This is a genomic window from Methylobacterium sp. 1A (assembly GCF_058072805.1).
Map to the genome: position 1 here is coordinate 2225388 of NZ_JBYQVE010000002.1, position 18182 is coordinate 2243569.

Consider the following 18182-nt stretch of genomic DNA (forward strand, 5'->3'; position numbering starts at 1 on the left):
GCCGTGGCATCCCCCGGACCTGACGACGCCTTCTCCTGGGAGGCCTGGGCGCGCAACGCCGCCGCCTACGAGACCATCCGGTCGATGCCGTTCAACGCCGAGCTCGCCGCCGGCACGCTGCCGCAGGACCGGTTCCGGCACTACATCGTGCAGGACGCGCACTACCTGATCGGCTTCGGCCGGGCGCTGAGCCTCGCCGCCGCGAAGGCGCCGGATCCGGACACGATCGTGCAGTTCTCCCGCGCCGCGCAGGAGGCGATCGTGGTCGAGCGCGCCCTCCACGGCGGCTTCTTCCGCGACTACGGCATCGGGCCGGACACCTTCGCGGCCACGCCCCTGACGCCGGCCTGCGACCACTACGTCAGCTACCTCACGGCCACCGCCTACGCCGAGCCCTACGCGGTCCTCTGCGCGGCCCTGCTGCCCTGCTTCTGGATCTACAAGGCGGTCGGCGACGACATCTTCGCCCGCGCGCAGCCCGACAACCCGTATCGCGCCTGGATCGACACCTACGCGGGCGACGATTTCGCCGCAGCGGTCGCGGCCATGATCGCCGCCACCGACTGCGCGGCGCGGGACGCGTCGGAGGCCGAGCGCGCGCGGATGCACCGGGCGTTCACGCAGGCCACCCGGCTCGAGTGGCAGTTCTGGGACAGCGCCTACCGCGACGCGGCCTGGGCCCTGTGACCCGCCCGGCGCGCCCGTGACCGCGCCGGACGCCAGCCGCCGCGATCTCGTCGCCGCCGCGCTCGCTGCAGCCCTCGCCGCGCCGCTCCGTCCGGCCCTGGCCGCCGGCGCCGGCGATCCGGCGCCGATCCCGCCGGATCGGCCCGTCCGGATCGCCATGCTGGTCTATCCGGGCCTCACCGCGCTCGATCTCGTGGGGCCGCAGACCTTCCTCGCCGGCCTCGCCCCCGGCAGCCTCCACCTCGTCGGCGCGGAGCCCGGGCCGGTGACGAGCGACACCGGCCTCGTCCTGGTGGCGACCCACGGCTTCGCGACCTGCCCGGCGGACCTCGACGTCCTGTTCGTCCCCGGAGGCGACGGCACCCCCGCACAGATGGGCGACGCTGCGCTCCTCGCCTTCCTGCGCGACCGCGCCGCGCGGGCCGGCTGGATCGCCAGCGTCTGCACCGGGTCGCTGATCCTCGGGGCGGCGGGCCTGCTGCGCGGCTACCGCGCGACGTCCCACTGGAGCGTGCGCGACGCGGTGCTGCCGCTCCTGGGCGCCCGTCCGGTGGCCGAGCGCGTCGTCTTCGACCGCGACCGCGTCACCGCGGCCGGGGTCTCGGCGGGGCTCGATCTCGGGCTGGCGCTCGCCGCGCGCCTGCGCGGGGATACCTACGCCCGCACCGCGCAGCTCGTCGCCGAGTACGCCCCGGCGCCGCCCTTCCGCGCCGGCACGCCCGCCGAGGCCGGGCCGGCGACCGTCCGGGCGGCCGAGGCGATCCTCGCGCCGCTGGTGACGGGGGCGGAGGCCGCAGCGCGCCGGTGAGCGCCGCGCCGGCGATGCAACCGGGACACGGTCCGGCGCGACGTGCGGCGGCGTGCTTGACGGCGCGCCGCCGGGGCCCGAACTGTTGCGGTGCACGATCCCCCGGAGCCGCCATGTCCCTGATCGCACGCCTGCGCGCCTACGCGGCCGAGGCTCTCGGCGTCGGCACGCAAGAGACCGTGGACGAGACGCATCTCGCGGCCACCGCGCTCCTCGTCCACGTCGCCCGCGTCGACGGCATCCTGGCGCCGGCCGAGAGCGAGCGCCTCTCGCGCCTCGTGCAGGGCCACTACGCCGACGGTCCGGATGCGGCGCGGGCGCTGATCGAGCGCGCCGCCGCCATGGATTCGGAGGTGCGCGACGTGGCGAGCCTCGTGGAGATGATCCCGCACGAGGCCGACCGGTCCGAGCGCGAAGAGCTGCTGACCATGGCGTGGTCGGTGGCGGCGGCGGACGGCAACGTCGACGAGTTCGAGGAGGCGCTGGTCGAGCGCCTCGGCCGCCTGCTCGGCTTCGACGAGGCCGCCATCGCGGCGGCCCGCCGCAGCGGACAGCAGGGCGTCGCGGCCGCGTAGTCCCGGCCGCCCGCGATGATCGCCAGCCTGGCCCTGATCCTGCTCGCGCAGCTGCTGGGCGAAGCCCTCGCGCGCGGCGCGGGCGTCCCGATCCCGGGGCCGGTGATCGGCATGGGCCTGATGTTCGCGTTCCTGCTGCTGCGCGACAATGCCCGCCTCGGCCTACCGCGCGTGCTGCCGAAGCCGCTGACCGACGGGACGCTCGAGACGACCGCGCGCGGGCTGCTGATGAACCTGTCGCTCCTGTTCGTCCCCGCGGGCGTCGGCGTCGTCGGCCGCCTCGACCTGCTGCGGGCGCAAGGCGCCAAACTGGCCCTCGTGCTGGTCGTCTCGACCGCCCTGTCGCTGCTGGTCACCGTCCTGGTGTTCCGCGCCGTCGCCGCGCTGGTCGAGCGGCGCGGGACCGACGGGGAGCCCTGACGGGTGGCCGGCGACTTCTCGCTCTGGGTCTACCTCGCCAAGACGCCGCTCCTGTGGCTGACGGTGACGCTGACCGCCTACGTCCTGGCGGACCGGATCGCCGCCGTGACCGGCCGGCACCCGATCGCCAACCCCGTCCTCATCACCGTCGTCCTGGTGGGGGCGGTCCTGGCCGTCACCGGCACGCCCTACGGGGCCTATTTCGAGGGCGCGCAGTTCGTCCACTTCCTGCTCGGGCCCGCCACCGTGGTGCTGGCGATGCCGCTCTACGAGCGGCGGGCGACCGTCCTGCGCGCCCTCGCGCCGATGCTGGCGGCCCTCGCCGCCGGCTCGGCCACCACCCTCGCCGTGGTGATCGGCCTCGCGCGCCTCCTCGACATCCCGCAGCCGATCCTCGTCTCGCTGGCCCCGAAATCCGTGACCTCGGGCGTCGCGATGGGCATCGCGGAGGCGCTCGGCGGCGACCCGACGCTCACGGCGATCCTGGTGATCCTCACCGGCATCATCGGGGCGATCCTCGTGACGCCGATGATGAACCTCCTGCGGATCCGCGACATGCGCGCCCGCGGCTTCGCCGCAGGGCTCGCGGCCCACGGCATCGGGACGGCCCGCGCCTTCCAGGTCAGCGAGGTCGCCGGCACCTTCGCGGGCATCGCCATGGGGCTCAACGCCTTCCTGACGGCGATCCTCGCGCCCCTGGCGCTGCACCTGCTGTTCTGAGCACCTGCTGTTCTGTGGCCTCAGGCGTCCAGCCGGTCGGCCACCGCCTCGGCGAGCGACAGGCTGGAGGTCAGGCCGGGGCTCTCGATCCCGAACAGGTGCACGATCCCCGGCAGGCCGTGCTCGGCCGGCCCGTCGATCCGGAAGTCGGCCGCTGCCTCGCCGGGCCCGGTCAGCTTCGGCCGCAGGCCCGCGTAGTCCGGGTACAGCGCCCCGTCGGGCAGGCCGGGCCAGTAGCGCCGGATCGCGCCGTAGAAGGCCTCGGCGCGCGCGGGATCGACCCGGTAGTCGAACCCGTCGACCCACTCCACGTCGGGCCCGAAGCGGGTGCGGCCGGCGAGGTCGAGGGTGAGGTGGATGCCGAGGCCGCCGTCGATCCGCGGCGCCGGGTAGATCAGCCGCGAGAAGGCCGGCTTGCCGGTGCAGCCGAAGTAGTTGCCGCGGGCGAGGCGCAGCGTCGGGACGCGCTCGGCCGGGTAGCCCTCCGTGCCGGCGGCCAGGGCCGGGGCGCCGAAGCTCGCGGCGTTGACCACCGCGTCGAAGGCCATCGTGCCGGGCTCGGCGCCGCCGAACGCGGCCTGCCACTGCCCGTCCCGCCGCGTCAGGCCCTCGACCGGGGTGCGCAGGGCGAGCGCGCCGCCGTGATCCTCGATCGCCCCGAGCAGGGCGAGCATCAGCGCGTGGCTGTCGACGACGCCGGTGCGCGGCGAGTGCAGCGCCACCGTGCAGGCGAGATTCGGCTCCAGCTGCCGGGCGGCGCGTCCGTCGAGGAGTTCGAGGCCCGGGACGCCGTTGGCCTCGCCCTGGCGTCGGATCGCCGCGACCTTCTCGGCCTCCGCGTCGTCGGAGGCGACGATCAGCTTGCCGCACGCGCGATGCGGGACGCCGTGACTCGCGCAAAAGTTGTATAGGCGCCGGGCGCCCTCGACGCAGTGGTGCGCGCGCTCGGATCCGCCCGGGTAGTACATGCCGGCGTGGATCACTTCCGAGCTGCGGGACGAGACTCCCGTTCCGAAGGCGTCCTCGGCTTCCGCCACGATGACGGCATGCCCGCGCAGCGCGAGTGCCCGCCCGATGGCGAGTCCGACGACGCCGGCTCCGACGACCAGGGCCTCCATGTCTTCGCGTTCTCCAACGCGCCCGGTTGGGCAGGTGAGTCCTCAATACCGCACTTGAGCCGGAACAACGACGCGCCCGTTGATTCGTCGTTGACCCTAAATCTCAATCCTAAGTAGAAATATCGGCGCGATAAATGCGCGGCTCGGTTGTAGCGGCGGCGGACTGGCCCATAATGAGGCCATCCGCCGCCTCCGGCCGAGGCCGAGAACGTCTCAGGGACATGCACCGGCCGTCGGCGGCGAAGAGCCCGACGGAAACCGACGAGAGCCACATCCGAAACACGTAGAATCGAGGTGACGACCATGCAGATGACATCGCCGAGCGTCGAACTCGCCGCAAAGATCCTGAGCGCCTACGTCACGCGCAACAGTGTCCCGGCGGGAACGCTGCCGGACCTGCTCTCCGAGGTACACCGCTCGATCACCGCCCTGGACCAGCCCGCGGAGCCGCAGGTTCGGCGGCCGACCGAGGCGCAGATCCGGGCCTCGATCCGGCCGGACACGCTCATCAGCTTCGAGGACGGCAAGCCCTACAAGGCCCTGCGGCGTCACCTGACGATGCGCGGCCTCACGCCCGAGGCCTACAAGGCCAAGTGGGGCCTGCCCGTCGATTACCCGCTGGTCTCGGCGGTCTACAGCGCCCGCCGCTCGACGATCTCCCGCCAGATCGGCGAGGGCCAGCGCCTGCGGATGCAGCAGGCCGCGGAGTAAATGGGCGTCGGTCGCCGGCGCGCGAGCCCGGCGACCGGTCCTCACGGCCAGCCCGGGTTCTGCGCCTCGGCGGCGGCGGTCGCCACTTCCTGGATCAGCAGGGCCACGAGCCCGGACCATCCGGTCTGGTGCGACGCGCCGACCCCGCGGCCGCTGTCGCCGTGGTAGTACTCGTAGAACAGGACGTGGTCGCGGAAATGCGGATCCTCCTGCTCGATCCGGCTGTCGCCGTAGACCGGCCTGCACCCGTCCGGGCGGCGGGTCGAGAGGCTGATCAGCCGCCGTGACAGGTGGGCGGCGATCTCCCGGAGCGCGTAGGTCCGGCCCGACCCGGTCGGCGCCTCGACCCTGAAATCCGGGCCGTAATAGTCGTGGAAGCGGTTCAGCCCGGCGATGAGCAGGTAGTTGACCGGCATCCACACCGGTCCCCGCCAGTTCGAGTTGCCGCCGAACAGCCGCGAGCGCGACTCGGCCGGCTCGTAGGCGAGCCCCAGGTCCCGCCCGTCCCAGGCGAAGCAGAACGGCTCGTCCGCGTAGACGCGGGACACGGCGCGCAGCCCGTAATCCGAGAGGAACTCGTTCGGGTCCAGGGCGCGGTGGAGCAGCGCCTTCAGCCGGTGCCCGCGCAGCAGCGACAGCAGCGCCGTCTGGCCCTCGCCGGGCTCGTTCCAGCGCGAGACCAGGGTCGCGAGGTCCGGGCGGTTCTTGAGGAAGAACACCATCCGGCTGCGCAGGGACGGCAGCCGCGCGAGGTCGCACTCGTTGATCACCGCCACCGCGAAGATCGGGATCAGGCCGACCATGGTCCGGGCGCGGATCGGGAGGCGCTGCCCGTCGCGCGTCTCGATGACGTCGTAGAAGAAGCCGTCCGGCTCGTCCCACACGCCCGCGCCCGTGGCTCCGGCGATGAGGAGGAAGTGCTCGAAGAACTTCTCCGCCATGTCCTCGAAGGTCGGGTCGTCGAGCGCCAGCTCGATGGCGATCCGCATCAGGTTCAGCGCGTAGGTCGCCATCCAGGCCGTCGCGTCGGACTGGGTCAGCGTGGCGCCGTCGCCTACCGGCTTCGACCGGTCGAAGATCCCGATATTGTCGAGGCCGAGGAAGCCGCCCTGGAACAGGTTGCGGTCGTCGGAATCCTTCCGGTTCACCCACCACGTGAAGTTCAGGGTGAGCTTGTTGAAGATCCGCTTGAGGAAGGCGTGGTCCGGCTGGCCGGTGAGCGCCCGGTCCAGCTCGAACACCCGCCAGGCGGCCAGCGCGTGGACCGGCGGGTTGGCGTCCCCGAAGCCCCACTCGTAGGCCGGCAGCGCGGCGTTCGGGTGGGTGTAGGCCTCGTCGACCAGCAGCAGGAGCTGGTTCTTGGCGAAGTCCGGGTCGATGAGCCCGAACACGATCGCCTGCAGGGCGAGATCCCAGGAGGCGAACCAGGGATACTCCCAGGCATCCGGCATCGAGATGATGTCGTTGGCGCGCAGATGCGACCAGTCGCTGTTGCGGCCGTGCCGCCGCTCCGGCGCCGGCGCGGGCTGCGCCGGGTCGCCGGCGAGCCACTCGCGCACGTCGTAATGGTAGAGCTGCTTCGACCAGAGCATGCCGGCGAGCGCCTGCCGCTGCACGAGCCGCATCTCGGGATCGGCGATCGGCGCCTGGAGCGCCCCGTAGAAGTCGTCGGCCTCCCCCTCGCGGGCGGCGAAGACGGCGTCGAAATCCGCGAAGGGCGCGCCCGGCGCGGTCTCGGCGCGCAGGCGCAGGCGCACGGTCCGCGTCTCGCCGGGGCCGAGATGCAGGTCGTAGCGGGCGGCGCACTTGGTGCCGGACAGGGCGTTGACGGCGGCCCGGTCGCCGCCCACGACGCACCGGTCGATCCCGTCCTTGTAGAAGCCCTCGGCGGGGCCGCTGCCGAACAGCCGATGCGTGTTGGTCTCGTTCTCGGTGAACAGCAGGTCGCCCGCGCCCTCGGCGAAGAACCGGAAGGTCGGCATCTCGGGGTGGCGCGCCCAGACCGAGCCCTCCGACCCGGCCATCAGCTCCGGCTTCGGCGTGCCCTGCTTCCACGACCACGTGTTGCGGGCCCAGAGCTGCGGCAGCAGCGTCAGGGCGGCCGGGTCCGGGCCGCGGTTGGTCGCGGTCACCCGCATCAGGATGTCGTCGGGGGCGGCCTTGGCGTAGGCGATCTCGACGTCGAAGTAGCGGCCCTCGTCGAACAGGCCCGTGTCGAGGAGCTCGAATTCCGGGTCGTCGAGGCCGCGCCGCGCGTTCTCCTCGACCAGGCGTCCGTACGGGAAGGCGGCCTGCGGGTACTTGTAGAGCATCCGCATGAAGGCGTGGGTCGGGATCCCGTCGAGGTAGTAGTAGAGTTCCTTGACGTCCTCGCCGTGGTTGCCCTCCTGGTTGGTCAGGCCGAACAGCCGCTCCTTCAGGATCGGGTCGCGCCCGTTCCACAGCGCCAGGGACAGGCACCAGTTCAGGTGGCGGTCGCCGAAGCCGCCGATCCCGTCCTCGCCCCAGCGATAGGCGCGGGACCGGGCGTGGTCGTGGGGCAGGTAGTCCCAGGCGTCGCCCTTCGGGCTGTAATCCTCCCGCACCGTGCCCCATTGCCGGTCGCTGAGGTACGGCCCCCAGCGGCGCCACGCCGGATCGGAGCGGGCCTCCACGAGACGGCGGCCCTCGGCGGTCTCGAAGAGGTGCGGCGGCACGCCGTCGGGCTTGGTCATACGCGCGCTGCTCCTGCCCCCGCGGATCCGTACCGGATAAAGCCGCGACGCCGGCAGGGAAAGTCAACGCCCCGCCGCGACCGGATCGCCGCGGGGGATCGCGCGACGCGCGATCACACGATGCGGATCGACAGGTCCGGCAGGCCCTCGATGGAGCCGGCGAGCACGTCCCCGCGGACGACCGGCCCGACATTCTCGGGCGTTCCCGAGAAGACGATGTCGCCCGCCTTCAGCTCGAAGGCCCGCGACAGCTCGGCGATCTGCTCGGCGACCGACCAGATCATGTCCGACAGGTCGGCGTCCTGCCGCACGGTGCCGTTCACGGCGAGCCGGATGCGGCCGCGCGCCGGATGGCCGACCCGGGCGACCGGCAGGATCGGCGTGATCGGCGCGGACTGGTCGAAGCTCTTGCCGATCTCCCAGGGCTTCTTCTGGTTGCCCATGCCGCGCTGGAGGTCCCGGCGGGTCATGTCGAGGCCGGTGGCGTAGCCGTAGACGTGGTCGAGCGCCTGCGCGGCCGGGATGTCGCGCCCGCCCGACTTCAGCACGGCCACGAGCTCGATCTCGTGGTGGTAGTTCTGGGTCAGCGACGGGTAGGGATGGTCGGCGACGCCCCCCGCGACGACCTGCACGGCATCCGCCGGCTTCTGGAAGAAGAAGGGCGGCTCGCGCGACGGGTCGGAGCCCATCTCGCGGGCGTGGGCCGCGTAGTTCCGGCCGATGCAGTAGATCCGGCGGACCGGGAAGACCTGCGCCTCGCCCAGGATCGGGATCGTGGCCTGCGGCAGCGGGAACAGCGGGGCCGGCTGCGCCTCGGCGGCCGCGGCGGGGCCGAGGCCCGCGGCGGCCCCGGCGGCGACCGCCCCGAGCGCGCGGCGTCGACTGATCGTCACCATGGCCGTGTCCCTTCACCGCGATCCGCGCGGCGCAAGCGGGCGATACGACCGGGCGGGGCCGGCCGCCAGCGGATCCGCGGCCGGGATGGAGAGGCTCAGGCGGTCCGTGTCACCCGGATCCCGTCCGGGGCCGCCGCGACGCGCAGCCCGGTGTAGTCGGCGATCGTCGGATGACCGGTCCTCACCGGCTCGTGATGGGTCGCGGTGACGACCACGACGGCCGCATCCGCGGCCTCGGCCGCCCGGATGCCGGCCGGGGCGTCCTCGAACACGAGGCAGTCCGGCGCCGCGACGCCGAGGCGCCCGGCCGCCAGGAGGAAGCAGTCCGGCGCGGGCTTGCCCCGCGCCACGTCCTCGGCGGCCACGAGAAGGTCGGGGACCGGCATGCCGGCCGCCGCGAGGCGGCGCTCCGCCAGCCGCCGGGGCGCCGAGGTGACGATCGCCCAGCGGTGGCGCGGCAGCGCCTCCAGGAAGGCCCGCGCCCCCGGGATCGCCACGATGTCGTCGACATCCGCCATCTCGGCCTCGGTGATCGCGGCCGCCTCGGCCACGGGATCGACGCCCGGCAGGTTCAGCCGCCGGATGGTCTCGACCGATTGCACGCCGTGGATCGTCGGCAGGAAGGACGCCGCGTCGAGGCCGTGCGCCTCGGCCCAGCGCGACCAGATCCGCTCCGCGGAGGCGATCGAGCTGATGATCGTCCCGTCCATGTCGAACAGGAGCGCCGCCAGGGGGCGCGACGGGAGGGCTGACTCGGGCATGGGCGAGGGCTAGGCCGGCGCCGCCGTCCCGGCAACCGGCCCGCGCGCATGGCCGCGTCTCGCGCGTGGCCGGGCCTCCGGGACGCCTTCGCCGGCGGTCGCGGCAGGTCCGCCCGCTTCACGGGCCGGTGCCTTTGGTGTAGCGCGGGGGCAATCCCGGGCCGTCGGCGGCCCTGCAGAAGCGAATATCGACCGACCATGCCGAGCCGCATCGACGCCACCTTCGCCCGCGCCCGCGCGGAGAACCGGTCCGTCCTCGTCACCTACGTGATGTCCGGCGATCCCGATCCCGCGACCTCGCTCGAGGTCCTGAAGGCGCTGCCGGGCGCCGGCGCCGACATCCTGGAATTCGGCCTGCCGTTCACCGACCCGATGGCGGACGGCCCGGCGATCCAGGCGGCCGGCCTGCGGGCGCTCAAGGCGGGCCAGACGGTGTCGGGCACCCTCGACCTCGTGCGCCGCTTCCGCGCCGGCAACGACACCACGCCAATCGTGCTGATGGGGTACTACAACCCGATCCACACCTACGGCGTCGACCGCTTCCTCGACGACGCGCTGGCGGCCGGCGTCGATGGGCTGATCGTCGTCGATCTCCCGCCCGAGGAGGATTCCGAGCTGTGCCTGCCGGCCCTCGGCAAGGGCCTCGCCTTCATCCGCCTCGCCACGCCCACCACCGACGAGCGGCGCCTGCCGGCCGTCCTCGCGAACACGGCGGGCTTCGTCTACTACGTGTCGATCACCGGCATCACCGGGACGGCGACCCCGGATTTCGGCAAGGTCTCCGAGGCGGTCGCCCGCATCCGGCGCCACACCGAGCTGCCCGTCGTCGTGGGCTTCGGCGTCAAGACCGGCGCCCACGCGGCGGCGATCGCCGAAGGTGCCGACGGCGTCGTGGTCGGCTCCGCGCTCGTGGACGCCCTGGTGCGCTCCCTCGATGGCGAGGGCCGGGCGCAGGCCGGAAGCGTCGAGGCCGTGACGGAGCTGGTGCGAGAACTCGCCGCGGGCGTGCGGTCGGCGGGCGTCGGGCGGGCCGCCTGACGGGCGGACCGGGCACCCCTGGCGGCGGAGCGCGCCGCACCTGATATCTGCGCGGGCTTGAAGCGGACGGACGCAAGTCGATGGTCGAACCGATGAACTGGATCTCGGAGGTGGTGCGCCCCCGGATCAAGACCTTGTTCAAGCGCGAGACGCCCGAGAACCTCTGGGTCAAGTGCCCGGACACGGGGCAGATGGTGTTCCACAAGGAGGTGGAGGCCAATCACTGGGTCATTCCCGGTTCCGAGCATCACCTGAAGATGGGCGCCCAGGCGCGCCTGAAGATGATGTTCGACGAGGGCACGTGGATCGACGTGGCCCTGCCCGAGGTCACCCCCGACCCGCTGAAGTTCCGCGACGAGAAGCGCTACGTCGACCGGCTCAAGGAGGCCCGGGCCAAGACCGGCCTGCAGGACGCGTTCAAGATCGGCTTCGGCCGGGTCGGCGGCCTGCCGATGACGCTGGCCGCGCAGGAATTCGGCTTCATGGCCGGGTCGCTCGGCATGGCGGCGGGCGAGGCCTTCGTGCGCGGCGCCGAGACGGCGCTGGAGAAGCGCACGCCCTACGTGCTGTTCGCGGCCTCCGGCGGCGCGCGCATGCAGGAGGGGATCCTGTCGCTGATGCAGATGCCGCGGACCACCGTGGCGGTGCGCCGGCTCAACGCGGCCCGGCTCCCCTACATCGTGGTGCTGACGAACCCGACCACGGGCGGCGTCACCGCCTCCTACGCGATGCTGGGCGACGTCCACCTCGCCGAGCCCGGCGCGCTGATCTGCTTTGCGGGACCGCGGGTGATCGAGCAAACGATCCGCGAGAAGCTGCCGGACGGCTTCCAGCGGGCGGAGTACCTGCGCGAGCACGGCATGGTCGATCAGGTGGTCCACCGGCACCAGCTCAAGGAGACGATCACGCGTCTCTGCAGCCTCCTGACCAACGTGTCCCAGGCCGGCGCGCCGGCCGCGGCCTCCGAGGCGGCCTGAGCCCGGCGATGGCCTCGTCCGACGCCCTGATGGCGCGCTTCCTGGCGCTCCACCCCCGCACCATCGACCTGTCGCTCGGGCGCATCGAGCGGCTGCTCGCGCGGCTCAACCATCCCGAGCGCCGCCTGCCGCCCGTCATCCACGTGGCCGGCACCAACGGCAAGGGCTCGACCATCGCGTTCATGCGGTCGATCCTGGAGGCCGGGGGCTTGGCCGCCCACGTCTACACCTCCCCGCACCTCGTCCGCTTCCACGAGCGGATCCGCATCGGCGGGATCGGCGGCGGGCATTTCGTGGACGAGGACCGGCTGGCCGACGCCTTCGCGCGCTGCGAGAGCGCCAATGCCGGCGAGCCGATCACGATGTTCGAGATCACCACGGCCGCGGCGTTCCTGCTCTTCTCGGAGAGCCCGGCCGACGTGCTGCTCCTGGAGGTCGGCCTCGGGGGCCGGCTCGACGCCACCAATGTCATCGACCGGCCGGCCTGCGCGGTGGTGACGCCGATCGGCCGCGACCATGCCGAGTATCTCGGCGACACGGTCGAGTCGGTCGCGACCGAGAAGGCCGGGATCTTCAAGCGCGGCTGCCCGGCGGTGATCGCCGCCCAGGACTACGCCGAGGCCGACGCCGTCCTCTGCCGGCGCGCGGAAGCCCTCGGGGCCGGGCCTGTGCTGGTGGGCAATCAGGACTTCTCCGTGCACGAGGAGCGCGGCCGGCTCGTCTACCAGGACGAGACCGACCTGTTCGACCTCCCGCGGCCGCGCCTCGCCGGGCGTCACCAGCTGGTCAACGCCGGAACCGCGATCACCGCGCTGCGCGCCGCCGGGTTCGGCGACATCGGGATCGCGGCCCTGGAGCGGGGCCTGACCGAGGTCGAGTGGCCGGGCCGGCTGCAGCGCCTCGGCCGCGGCCGGCTGGCCGCCCAGCTCGATGCCGGCACCGAGCTCTGGCTCGACGGCGGCCACAACATCGACGGCGGCCGGATCCTCGCGGCCGCCATGGCGGATCTCGGCGAGAAGAGCGACGTGCCGCTCGTCCTCGTGGTCGGCCTGCTCGGCACGAAGGACGCCGACGGGTTCCTGCGCAACTTCGTGGGCCTGGCCCGGGCCCTGGTGGCCGTCCCGATCACCGGGACCATGGCCGCGCGCCCGGCCGAGGAGGTGGCCCGGATCGGCGAGGATGTCGGCCTCAAGACCTACGCGGCGCCGAGCATCGAGGCGGCCCTCGCCCTCGTGCGGGACATCGCCTTCGAGCGCCCGCCGCGAATCCTGATCTGCGGATCGCTCTACTTGGCCGGCATGGTTCTCGCCGCCAACGACACGCCGCCGGTCTGAGTCGTCTCCAGTCTGGGAGCGCCGCGCGCGGCCGCTGTATCAAGTGGCCGGGAACCGGAGACCTGTGAAATCCGGATTCTGCATTCGAAAATCCGTCGAATCGCCGCAATCGCCCGGACGGACACCCGTCCACGGCCACGCTTTCCTCCCGCTGTGGCAGCTAAGCTACATCCTCGCGGGGCCCGATCGCATAGTTTCACCGGCGATCGGGCTTATGCTGGGGATCACAGTAATGAAGAAGCTTCTCACCTCTCTCGCGGCGTTCACCGCGCTCACGGCCGCCGCTTCGGCCGCCGACCTGCCGCGCCGCGCCGCGCCGCCGCCGGTGTTCACCCCCGTTCCGGTGTTCACCTGGACCGGCGCCTACTTCGGTATCAACGCCGGCTACGCGTTCGACGCCAGCAGCAACTCCACCCGCGGCTTCGTCCAGACGCCCGGCAACCCGGTCGCTCTGGTTCCGGGCGGTCTCGTCCCCTACCAGGCCCTGCTGCCGAACGGCTCGTCGCTGGTCTACAGCAACGACAGCCGTGAGGGTTTCTCGGGCGGTGGCCAGGTCGGCTACAACTGGCAGCTGACCCCGGGCTCCGGCGCCGTGATCGGCTTCGAGGCTGACGCCCAGTACCTCGACTTCGGCCGTCGCGCCCGCTTCGCCACCAACGCCGTGGCGATCAACCCGGGCTTCATTCCGGTCAACGGCACGCTCAACACCATCGACTTCTTCGGCACCGTCCGCGGTCGTCTCGGCTGGGCCTTCGACCGGACCCTCGTGTACGCCACCGGCGGTTTCGCCTACGCCACCGGCACGGATGACGGCGCTCGCGTCGGCCTGCAGAACTTCGCCGGCCGCCGGAACGACTTCAAGACCGGCTGGACGGTCGGCGGCGGTGTCGAGTACGCCCTGCCCACCGACTCGTTCCTGAACTTCTTCCGCTCTTCGGCCGTCACGCTGAAGGTCGAAGGTCTGTACGTGAACCTCGACAACAACAACGGCCGCGCCCAGGCGCCGCTGGTTGGTGCTGCGATCTCCCCGGTCGGCCTCGTGCCGGTGTACTCGCTCGCCGGCGCCAGCCGGAACGAGAACGCCTTCGCCGTCGTCCGCGCCGGCCTGAACTACAAGTTCGGCTCGTACTGAGACGGAATACGGGATCCCGGGCCAAGCACCGGGATCCCGAAATAAAAAAACTTGGGCTCGAAACCGAGAAAGCCCGGCCTCGCGGCCGGGCTTTCTTTTTGTCGTTCGGAGCCGTGACGGCAGATCAGGCGGTCTGGGCGCCGATCCAGCGCGACAGGTCGCCCTTCGGTGCGGCGCCGACCTTCTGGTCCACGCGCTCGCCGTTCTTGAAGAGCAGCAGCGTCGGGATCGAGCGGATGCCGTACTGGGCGGCGATCTGCGGGTTCTCGTCGACGTTGACCTTGGCGATCTTCACCTTGCCCTGCAGGTCGGTCGCGATCTCCTCGAGGGCCGGGCCGATCTGACGGCAGGGGCCGCACCACTCCGCCCAGAAATCCACCACGACGGGCTCGGCGGACTTGAGAACGTCCTGCTCGAAGCTCGCGTCGGTTACTTTCACCGTCGCCATAACGTCACCTTTCGGAATCCGCCGCCCGTCGGGCGGCGTCGAACGGGCAGAGGCCCGCGCGGTCCGGTCAGAATTGGCGACGGCCCGGCGCCCGGTCAAGAAGTCCGGTCGCCGGGGGAGGGCGGGGGTGCCCGGGACGCACGGCTCTCTCGGTGAATCGCCGCGCCGCCACGTGCGCTGGCGCATGCGGACCGCTTCCGGGCACGCGCCCCGGGGCACGGGTCACGCCTCGATCCCGATCCGGTCCAGGGCCGTCGCGACGTCGTCGGAATCGAGGGCGCGGATCACCGGCCCCGAGGTCCAGACGAGAATCGGCCGGATCGTCCGGCCCGGGTAGATCTGCGCGAGGAGGCGCGCGTAGAGGGCGATCTGGCCGGCCTCAGCGGCGGGCAGCGGCGCGCCGGGCTCGGGCGGGCGCCCGGTCTTGAAGTCGGCGAGGTGCACCGTGTCCGCCGTCACGGCGAGGCGGTCGACGCGCCCCTGGACCACCCTCTCTGCCCCGCCGGCACGGACACGCCCCGACAGTGCCACCTCCGCGCGGGCGTCCCGGGCGAAGAGCGGCGCGAGGTCGGGGGCGTCGATGATCCGGAGGACCGACCGGACGATCGCGGGAGCGGCCGCGCGCGGCAGACCGGGCGCCCGGGCCTGCACGAAGGCGCGCCCGGCCGTCTCCCGGCGGTCCGGCTCGACCCGGGGCAGGTGCTGCAGCAGGGCGTGGGTCAGGATCCCCCGGCGCCGGGCCTGCGCGTCGGCGAGGCGCGGCGGCGGCACGCGCGTTCCGTCCGCCGCCTGCAGGGCGCCGGACGGGTTCAGGGTCTCGGGGGTCGGTTCCGGCGGCACCGGGCCGCGCAGCCAGTCGGGCTCCGGCCCGGCCTCCGCTCTGGCCGACGCGGCACCCGCGGCGGGGGCGGGATCCGGCGGGGCGCCGTCCTGCCAGAGGGTCGCGGGCCCGTAGGGGAGTTCCAGCGCCCGGCCGGCGCCGAGTGCCGCCTCCAGGCCGGCCTGGATCATCCGGCACCACGCCGCCTCGGTCTCGCGCTCGTGGCCGCGGAAGGGCGCCACGATCAGCCGGTCGGCCGCGCGGGTCATGGCGACGTAGAGAAGGCGGTTGTGCTCCTGGCGGGCCTTGGCGAGCAGGGCCGCCCGCGCCGCGTCGGTGGCGGCGCAGTCCTGCGTCCGCCCGCCCGACCAGACCGGCGGCAGGGCGATCTCCGTCGCCGGGAGCGGCAGGAGGGGCGGGTCGTTGCGGCCGAGGGGCTCGCACCCGTCGAGGATCACCACGACCGGCGCCTCCAGGCCCTTGGCGCCGTGGACCGTCATGACCCGGACCTCGTCGCGGCCCGATTCGAGGTCGCGCTTGACCGTGTGGCCGGCCTCGGCCCCGACGTAGCGGGCGAGGAAGCCGCCCAGCGACGGGGCGTCCTCGCCGGTCTCGGCCTGGGCGGCGGCGGCGAGGAACACGTCGATCGCGTCCCCGGCCTCGCCGCCGAGGCGGGCGACCAGCTTGGCCCGGCCGCCCTGCGGCCCGAGGAGCCGGGCGTAGAAGCCGAACGGGCCGTGGAGCCCCGCCAGGGCGATCCAGCCCGACAGGGCCTCGAGCCCGCGCCGCGCGGCCGCGTCGCCCGCCGCGGCGTGGCGGTGCAGGGCATCCTCCAGGGTCTCGGCGAGGTCGCGGCGGGCGGCGATCCGCACGAGGTCCTCGTCGGTGAGGCCGACGAGCGGCGTCTTGAGGGCGGTGGCGAGGGTCAGGTCGTCGGCCGGCAGGAGGCCCGCCCGGCCGGCGGCGACCAGGTCGGCCACCGCGATGTGGGCGGAGACCTCGAGCCGGTCCTGCCCGGCGACCGGGACGCCGATCCCCTTCAGGGCGCGGATCACCTCCTCGAAGGCCGGCCCGCGCTTCCGGACCAGGATCAGGACGTCCCCGGGGCGCCAGATCCGGCCGGTCGCGTCCCCCGCGGTGGTCCAGGCGCGCACCGCCTGCGCCACCCGGCGGGCGGTGACGATCGCGGGAGCGCTGGTCTCGGTCGCGTCCACGGGGGCGGTCCAGGCATCGGGCTCCGCGGCCGGCTCCGGCTCGGCGATCGGCCACAGCTCGACGGCGCCGGGCGCGCCCGGGCGGGCGCTGGCGTGGACGGTCGTGCGCACCGTGTCCTCGAACGACAGGCCCTCGTTGTGCGCGTCGAGGGCGAAGACCGCGTCGACGGCGCGCAGGACGAGATCGGTCGAGCGGAACGACAGGGTGAGCGGCACGTCCTCGAAGGTCAGTCCGGCCGAGCGCGATTCCGCGATCCAGGACGCGCGGGTCAGGGCGAATTCCCGCGGCTCCGCGCCCTGGAAGCCGTAGATCGACTGCTTGGGGTCGCCCACCGCGAAGCGCGTGCGGCTGCCGGAGCGCGCGCCCTCGCCGGCGGCGAATTCCTGCGTGATTGCCCGCAGGATCGCCCACTGCTCCGGGTTCGTGTCCTGCGCCTCGTCGACGAGGACGTGGTCGATGCCGCGGTCGAGCTTGTACAGGACCCAGCCGGCGCCGACGCGGCCGAGCAGGTCCAGCGCCTTGTGGATCAGGTCGTCGAAGTCGAGGGCGCCGAGGCGCGCCTTCTGCGCCTCGACGCGGCGGTGGATCTCGGCCGCGATCTGGAACAGCGCCTGGGTGCGGGCGTGGGCCCGGGCGGCGCGCAGGCGGTCGAACAGCGGCTCCAGCCGGTCCCGCTCGGTGAGCAGCGCCGCCTTGACGTCCGCCGGCACGCCCTTGGTCCCGAGGCTGCTGTCGGCCTTGGGCTCGTCCTTCTGGGTGAAGAAGACCGCGCGGTAGAGCGCGAGCGCCTCGGCCCGGTCGGGAAGGTCCGCGGAGCGGAGCCGTTCGGCCTCGGCGGCCTGCAGGGCGTCGGCGAGCTTCTCGTCGTTGGCCTTGCCGGTGCGCAGCGCCGCGACCAGCGCGGCGCGCTCCTCCGGACGGCACCCGGGACCGCCCTCGAGGATCGCGGCCTCGATCCGCTCGGCGGATTCATCGGCCGCCAGCCCCAGCGCCCCGTGCAGCCGCCCGAAGGCCCGCTCCAGGCCGGCGGCGTCGCCGATGAAGCTCCGCGCCCGCATGGCCGCCCGGATCGCCGCCCGCAGGGTGTCGCCCGTGGCTTCCGGCGTGACCCGCGCGAGGGCGGCGCTGAGCGGCGTGTCGCCGTTCGCGACGGCGTCGGCCAGGACGTTGGCCATCTCGATGTCGAACAGTTCCCGGGCCTTGGCCTCGTCGAGCACCACGAAGCGGGCCGGCACGTTCGCCTCGAAGGGGAACATGTGGAGCAGCCGCTCGCACAGGGCGTGCAGCGTCTCGATCTTGAGGCCGCCCGGCGTCTCGACCGCCCGGGCGAAGAGGCGCCGCGCCAGGCGCAGGCGCTCGGGCCCGGCGCGCTCGCCGGTGAGCTCGGCGAGTTCGGCGGCGAGGGTCTCGTCGTCCAGCGTGACCCAGCGGCCGAGCAGCCGGAAGACGCGGATCGCCATGTTGGCCGCGGCGGCCTTGGTGAAGGTCAGGCAGAGGATCCGGCCGGGCGGCGCCTCGTCGAGGAGCAGCCGGACCACCCGGTCGGTGAGGACCTTGGTCTTGCCCGCGCCGGCATTGGCCGAGACCCAGGCCGAGGCGCGCGGGTCGGCCGCCCGACGCTGGTTGGCGCGGGTCAGGTCGTCGACGACGAAGGGGGCGGGGGCGTGCGGGGTGACGCTGCTCAACGGTCCGGTCCGGCTCGGCTGCCGGCTCTCTCTACAACAGAAACGCGCCCGCGGGCCCGCCAAGGCGTCACACCGGCCCTCGCGGGATTGCCCCGGGCGCGGCGCCGTCCCATGGATGCAGAC

General features: G+C 73.2%; 16 protein-coding genes. 10 read left to right on the forward strand and 6 right to left on the reverse strand.

The annotated features are described in order from the left end of the window. Nucleotides 1–3: 3 nt before the first annotated feature. From tenA to ACX9MN_RS30590, 5 genes are all read left to right on the forward strand, one after another. On the forward strand, nucleotides 4–687 hold the full coding sequence (gene tenA / locus ACX9MN_RS30570; RefSeq protein ID WP_020093029.1) for a thiaminase II: 684 nt from the start codon (nucleotides 4–6) through the stop codon (nucleotides 685–687). Between the two features lie 16 nt (nucleotides 688–703). Further along, a complete protein-coding gene (locus tag ACX9MN_RS30575) occupies nucleotides 704–1495 on the forward strand; it encodes a DJ-1/PfpI family protein (RefSeq protein ID WP_020093030.1) in 792 nt (263 codons plus the stop codon). A gap of 113 nt (nucleotides 1496–1608) precedes the next feature. After that, nucleotides 1609–2070, forward strand: a complete 462-nt coding sequence (locus tag ACX9MN_RS30580) for a tellurite resistance TerB family protein (protein ID WP_020093031.1) — start codon at nucleotides 1609–1611, stop codon at nucleotides 2068–2070. A 15-nt stretch (nucleotides 2071–2085) separates the two neighbouring features. Continuing rightward, nucleotides 2086–2490: a CidA/LrgA family protein gene (locus tag ACX9MN_RS30585; RefSeq protein WP_020093032.1), complete on the forward strand. Its 405-nt coding sequence runs from the start codon at nucleotides 2086–2088 to the stop codon at nucleotides 2488–2490. Nucleotides 2491–2493: 3 nt separating this feature from the next. Continuing rightward, a complete protein-coding gene (locus ACX9MN_RS30590) occupies nucleotides 2494–3210 on the forward strand; it encodes an LrgB family protein (protein ID WP_020093033.1) in 717 nt (238 codons plus the stop codon). 20 nt (nucleotides 3211–3230) lie between these two features. Here ACX9MN_RS30590 and ACX9MN_RS30595 read toward each other — a convergent pair whose 3' ends face one another. Next, nucleotides 3231–4328 carry an NAD(P)/FAD-dependent oxidoreductase gene (locus ACX9MN_RS30595; protein WP_489726242.1) on the reverse strand — a complete coding sequence of 366 codons (1098 nt, stop codon included), beginning with the start codon at nucleotides 4326–4328 and terminating at the stop codon, nucleotides 3231–3233. 303 nt (nucleotides 4329–4631) lie between these two features. Between ACX9MN_RS30595 and ACX9MN_RS30600 the strand changes: the two genes are divergently transcribed. Beyond that, nucleotides 4632–5039, forward strand: coding sequence for a Ros/MucR family transcriptional regulator (locus tag ACX9MN_RS30600; RefSeq protein ID WP_026604910.1), 408 nt, complete (start codon nucleotides 4632–4634; stop codon nucleotides 5037–5039). 41 nt (nucleotides 5040–5080) lie between these two features. Here the strand turns inward: ACX9MN_RS30600 and ACX9MN_RS30605 are convergent, their stop codons facing one another. The 3 genes from ACX9MN_RS30605 to ACX9MN_RS30615 all read right to left on the reverse strand — a co-directional run bounded on the left by ACX9MN_RS30605 (nucleotide 5081) and on the right by ACX9MN_RS30615 (nucleotide 9410). Further along, complete coding sequence (locus ACX9MN_RS30605) at nucleotides 5081–7753, reverse strand: MGH1-like glycoside hydrolase domain-containing protein (protein ID WP_489726243.1); 2673 nt, start codon at nucleotides 7751–7753, stop codon at nucleotides 5081–5083. Between the two features lie 113 nt (nucleotides 7754–7866). After that, nucleotides 7867–8649 carry a fumarylacetoacetate hydrolase family protein gene (locus tag ACX9MN_RS30610; protein WP_489726244.1) on the reverse strand — a complete coding sequence of 261 codons (783 nt, stop codon included), beginning with the start codon at nucleotides 8647–8649 and terminating at the stop codon, nucleotides 7867–7869. 95 nt (nucleotides 8650–8744) lie between these two features. Further along, nucleotides 8745–9410: an HAD-IA family hydrolase gene (locus tag ACX9MN_RS30615; protein ID WP_489726245.1), complete on the reverse strand. Its 666-nt coding sequence runs from the start codon at nucleotides 9408–9410 to the stop codon at nucleotides 8745–8747. 198 nt (nucleotides 9411–9608) lie between these two features. Between ACX9MN_RS30615 and trpA the strand changes: the two genes are divergently transcribed. The 4 genes from trpA (at nucleotide 9609) to ACX9MN_RS30635 (ending at nucleotide 13891) form a co-directional block, all read left to right on the forward strand. Continuing rightward, entirely contained in the window at nucleotides 9609–10448 is an 840-nt protein-coding gene (gene trpA / locus ACX9MN_RS30620) for a tryptophan synthase subunit alpha (RefSeq protein WP_091927169.1), read from the forward strand. 80 nt (nucleotides 10449–10528) lie between these two features. Next, on the forward strand, nucleotides 10529–11425 hold the full coding sequence (gene accD / locus ACX9MN_RS30625) for an acetyl-CoA carboxylase, carboxyltransferase subunit beta (RefSeq protein WP_056533173.1): 897 nt from the start codon (nucleotides 10529–10531) through the stop codon (nucleotides 11423–11425). Nucleotides 11426–11433: 8 nt separating this feature from the next. Continuing rightward, nucleotides 11434–12759: a bifunctional folylpolyglutamate synthase/dihydrofolate synthase gene (locus ACX9MN_RS30630; RefSeq protein ID WP_020093041.1), complete on the forward strand. Its 1326-nt coding sequence runs from the start codon at nucleotides 11434–11436 to the stop codon at nucleotides 12757–12759. Between the two features lie 232 nt (nucleotides 12760–12991). Further along, nucleotides 12992–13891, forward strand: a complete 900-nt coding sequence (locus ACX9MN_RS30635; protein WP_091680517.1) for an outer membrane protein — start codon at nucleotides 12992–12994, stop codon at nucleotides 13889–13891. Between the two features lie 124 nt (nucleotides 13892–14015). Here the strand turns inward: ACX9MN_RS30635 and trxA are convergent, their stop codons facing one another. Together trxA and addA are read right to left on the reverse strand one after the other, a co-directional pair. Further along, complete coding sequence (gene trxA / locus ACX9MN_RS30640; protein WP_010682902.1) at nucleotides 14016–14339, reverse strand: thioredoxin; 324 nt, start codon at nucleotides 14337–14339, stop codon at nucleotides 14016–14018. Between the two features lie 222 nt (nucleotides 14340–14561). Beyond that, nucleotides 14562–18059, reverse strand: coding sequence for a double-strand break repair helicase AddA (gene addA / locus ACX9MN_RS30645; RefSeq protein WP_489726246.1), 3498 nt, complete (start codon nucleotides 18057–18059; stop codon nucleotides 14562–14564). Nucleotides 18060–18182 lie beyond the last annotated feature (123 nt).

Coding starts and splice junctions, on each gene's coding strand:
- ACX9MN_RS30610 (WP_489726244.1), bottom strand. CDS start 8,649: ATGGTGACGATCAGTCGACGCCGCGCGCTCGGGGCGGTCGCCGCCGGG.
- trxA (WP_010682902.1), bottom strand. CDS start 14,339: ATGGCGACGGTGAAAGTAACCGACGCGAGCTTCGAGCAGGACGTTCTC.
- ACX9MN_RS30595 (WP_489726242.1), bottom strand. CDS start 4,328: ATGGAGGCCCTGGTCGTCGGAGCCGGCGTCGTCGGACTCGCCATCGGG.
- ACX9MN_RS30635 (WP_091680517.1), top strand. CDS start 12,992: ATGAAGAAGCTTCTCACCTCTCTCGCGGCGTTCACCGCGCTCACGGCC.
- ACX9MN_RS30630 (WP_020093041.1), top strand. CDS start 11,434: ATGGCCTCGTCCGACGCCCTGATGGCGCGCTTCCTGGCGCTCCACCCC.
- accD (WP_056533173.1), top strand. CDS start 10,529: ATGGTCGAACCGATGAACTGGATCTCGGAGGTGGTGCGCCCCCGGATC.
- trpA (WP_091927169.1), top strand. CDS start 9,609: ATGCCGAGCCGCATCGACGCCACCTTCGCCCGCGCCCGCGCGGAGAAC.
- ACX9MN_RS30600 (WP_026604910.1), top strand. CDS start 4,632: ATGCAGATGACATCGCCGAGCGTCGAACTCGCCGCAAAGATCCTGAGC.
- ACX9MN_RS30605 (WP_489726243.1), bottom strand. CDS start 7,753: ATGACCAAGCCCGACGGCGTGCCGCCGCACCTCTTCGAGACCGCCGAG.
- ACX9MN_RS30585 (WP_020093032.1), top strand. CDS start 2,086: ATGATCGCCAGCCTGGCCCTGATCCTGCTCGCGCAGCTGCTGGGCGAA.
- ACX9MN_RS30615 (WP_489726245.1), bottom strand. CDS start 9,410: ATGCCCGAGTCAGCCCTCCCGTCGCGCCCCCTGGCGGCGCTCCTGTTC.
- ACX9MN_RS30580 (WP_020093031.1), top strand. CDS start 1,609: ATGTCCCTGATCGCACGCCTGCGCGCCTACGCGGCCGAGGCTCTCGGC.